The organism is Streptomyces sp. NPDC107498 (genome assembly GCF_055582805.1).
The window spans coordinates 1-3,475 of sequence record NZ_JBVJPE010000055.1; the positions used below are offsets into that span (position 1 = coordinate 1).

A 3,475-nucleotide genomic window follows, 5' to 3' on the forward strand; every position below is an offset into this window, starting at 1 on the left:
TCAGCCCGCCGCCTTGTGGATACCGCATGTCCCGGTGATACCGCACAGACGACGAGCCGTCAGCCCCTACGACTCCACGAGTTCAATCTCAGTAATTAGTAAGGAAACCTGAGAGCACCACATCTTTCTGCAGGCCATGATATTCGACCTGATCGCGATAGTGCCCGTACGTGGGCGCGATTTGATCCGAATGTCCCGTAATGTACATATCTCGCAATTCGATGCGCAAATTTGTAGGCCCGTCCAGAGCGGCATACAGGAGAGGGTCCTTGCGCATGTAGGAGAACTGGGTGGAGCTCTCATCGGTGAATATATAGGTTTCCAGAATCTCGAAGAGAGCGCTCTTGTCCGTAAACCCTGAAGTTTTCTCCCAGATTTCTTGCCAGGTCACCCAGTTCCCGAACTCGACATTTCCGTTCGTCAGGTTTTCCAGATATTTCTGCAGCTCTATCGACTCTTCCCTCTGGGTCATGTCGGACAGAACTCCATCATACACCGGAGAGACGCTCTGTTCGGCTTTAAATATCGCGAGAATGTTCTCTTCCGTCAATCCGAATCGAAGAAATGAGTCGTCCTCGAGCAGCCTTGTGTACTCTTCTGGGTATTCAGTCCTGACCCAGTCGAGCGCATCTAGCATTGCTTTGGAATCCTTGAATTCACCAGAGTGCTTCCAGATTTCTCGGGCATAGTACCAAGACCTGGTACCAGTATCGTCCAGGAGGACGAACCCCTGATCCGCTTCACTCAGAGAGTCGAACTCCCCGGCAAACTCTCCCGAGTAGGGAGTTCCGCTGTCCGCATCCCTTTGGATCATATTGGAATACATTACCGACCGCTTGTATGTGCCGGATGAAATTAGATCGAGCCCTATTAGTCTTCCATTTCCCCAGTCGGTTTGTACATCGCTGCCTTCTCCGCGTCGGCACGCAATGATATCGACATCAGATCCACCGAAGATCCCGAGGAGCCCCTCGCAGTCGTGCTCTCCGCGCCCGCAGTTCAGTCCACTCGTATCACTGCAAAGCCTGACGCCATCCTGAAGATTCTTCCCCACCCAATGGAGAAGATCGGAATTCTGTCCAAGCATCTTGCGGGCAAGTTCCTCCTGGCTACCGGTGAAAGAGTGGAGTGTCATATTTGGAACCACTTCGCCTGAATTAGGCGGGCTGATCGTTCGACCCTCAATGTCATCGACGATCATTCTTATGCCTCTTGCCATGTCGAGGGAGTAGCCCGTCGTGCAGTAGAACCTGACGGTTCTTCCATTCTTCGGCAGCGTAACAAGGTCGTTACTTTCGACCTCTCCATGCCCCAGGGCATAGATCTTACGACCGCTGTCGCCCAGGGCGGCCGCAGGCTGCCCGAGTCCAGCCGGGGCATCGTATTGAGGCGGGCCAACTGTTGTTAGAGCGCCCCCTTGGATTCGCGCGTTCTCCTGCTCGCGTAGAATCATCTCAACGAACTGATTTTTCTCCACCAGTGCGTCAACCAACTTCGAAACTTGCAGCAGAGGCATGTGCGAGACCTTTTCAGCGGTATACGGAAGGTTTGAAGGGAGATCGGGCTCCCTGTTGATCAGCAAGAGCGTCAAGCACACCGGAGATCCGAGTTTTCCCGAAAGGGGAAACGAGGAAACCTGCTGTGGATTAGCGAACTCTTTGGGGTGACAACTAGACGGCGCGTCCTCGAGATTCCAAGATACGCTTAGCTGCCAAGAAGACGGCCTCTCTGACTTCTTCTCGACTGAGGGATGAAAGGCCGTTACGGCGAATTATCCCAGCTAGACCCGGGTGGATAGGTGTTCGAGTGAGCTTGTCGGCCATCCTATTGGCAATTTCTTCGTTGTTCATGGAACCTTCATTCAACGGCAGGTCTGGGGTCTGGGATCGCATTGAACCCATAAGGCTTCATTGACCTCAAACCCTTCCATGTCCCATCGGAAAAATCAGTGTCAAAAGGTCCGTCATTGAGGTAGGAACGTCTGCCTGATGATGCAATCCTCTAAGGTATGAATGGGCGAGCGGTCGATGACGTGCGCAACAGGGCGAGAAGGGGGCTGAAGCCTCCTTCTACGGTTTGCGCGCCCAAGCCGGCTGGCCTTCTCCGCCGCTCATCCGGTACCGTCCGAGGACTCTACTCACCGGGGCAGGCGGCGCTGGGAAACAGTGTGTTGAAGCCGTCCGTTCGCCATGTTTCCGGCCGCAGAGGTAGTGCTGGGCTTCGTTCAGCCACACCATCGTCCGCGTTCCCACCCGGGATAGATCCTCCAGTACGGTCTTGGCCAGCGACAGGGCGAATAGGTGCCCATGGACCTGGTCATTCTTACGGCGCATATACCAGGAAAGCACCCTGGTGCTCAAGATAGGCAGTCTGACGGCATGCCGTGATCAGTGCACCGCGTCCCGTGACTGGCTGTGCCTCAGGGTGAACTGGCCGCAGAACGCCGGGCAAGCCGCGACGTGCTCAGCCTCCGCATCTAACTGATCGTTTCAGAATGAGTTCGGCGTGAGGGCTTGGCGGTCGGGTCTGGTGGCGGCAGAGTGGTGCGGGTGTCGGATGGTCTTGTGCCTGATGACCGGTGGGAACGCATCGCTCCGCTGCTGCCGTCCCGTCCGCCGCGGTGTCATCGGTATCCCGGACGGTCGCCGGCGGACGATCGTGCGGCTCTTCGGGGCATCGTCTACGTGCTGCGCAAGAATGTCAGCTGGAGAGACGTGCCCGCCGAGCGGACCGGGTGCAGCGGGGTGACGGCCTGGCGGCGGCTGCGGGACTGGACCGAGGCCGGCGTCTGGCCCCGCCTGCACGAGGTCCTCCTGGCCGAGCTGCGCAAGACCGGCCTGCTGGACATGGACGACGCCGCGATCGACGGCTCGCACATCAGAGCCCTCAAAGCGGGGCTCACACCCGACCTTCGCCGGCCGACCGCGGCCGGCCGGACAGCAAGCACCATCTGATCACCGACCGGCACGGCACACCCCTCGCCGTCACCCTGACCAGCGGAAACAGGCACGATGTCACCCAGCTGACACCCTTGCTGGACGCGATCCCCCGCATCCGGGGACTTCGCGGGAGGCCGAGACACCGGCCGGGCCGGCTGTTCGCCGACCGCGGCTACGACTACGACACGTACCGGCGCATCCTCCGGACCCGCGGCATCACACCCAAGATCGCCCGTCGAGGTGGCCCGCACGGATCGGGTCTGGGCAAGACACGGTGGGTCGTGGAGCGGACCTTCGCCTGGCTCCACCAGTTCAAACGACTGCGGATCCGCTACGAGATACGCACCGACCTCCACCTCGGCCTGCTCCTACTCGCCTGCAGCATCATCTGCTTGCGACGACTCCGAACCTCATTCTGAAACGATCAGTACTGATCTTCTCGTTACTGAGATTGAACTCGTGGAGTCGTAGGGGCTGACGGCTCGTCGTCTGTGCGGTATCACCGGGACATGCGGTATCCACAAGGCGGCGGGCTG

General features: G+C 58.4%; 2 protein-coding genes. One reads left to right on the top strand and one right to left on the bottom strand.

Features of this window, described 5'->3' with window-relative positions:
• Positions 1-88: 88 nt before the first annotated feature.
• Positions 89-1,591, bottom strand: a complete 1,503-nt coding sequence (locus tag ACZ66Z_RS36605; RefSeq protein ID WP_469940296.1) for a putative adhesin — start codon at positions 1,589-1,591, stop codon at positions 89-91.
• Between the two features lie 958 nt (positions 1,592-2,549).
• Here ACZ66Z_RS36605 and ACZ66Z_RS36610 point away from each other — a divergent pair.
• Positions 2,550-3,358 (top strand): IS5 family transposase gene (locus ACZ66Z_RS36610; protein WP_469940298.1). Its coding sequence is split into 2 segments (ribosomal slippage): positions 2,550-2,898 and positions 2,898-3,358, totalling 810 coding nucleotides; the frame shifts between segments, so codons are not numbered across the junction.
• Positions 3,359-3,475 lie beyond the last annotated feature (117 nt).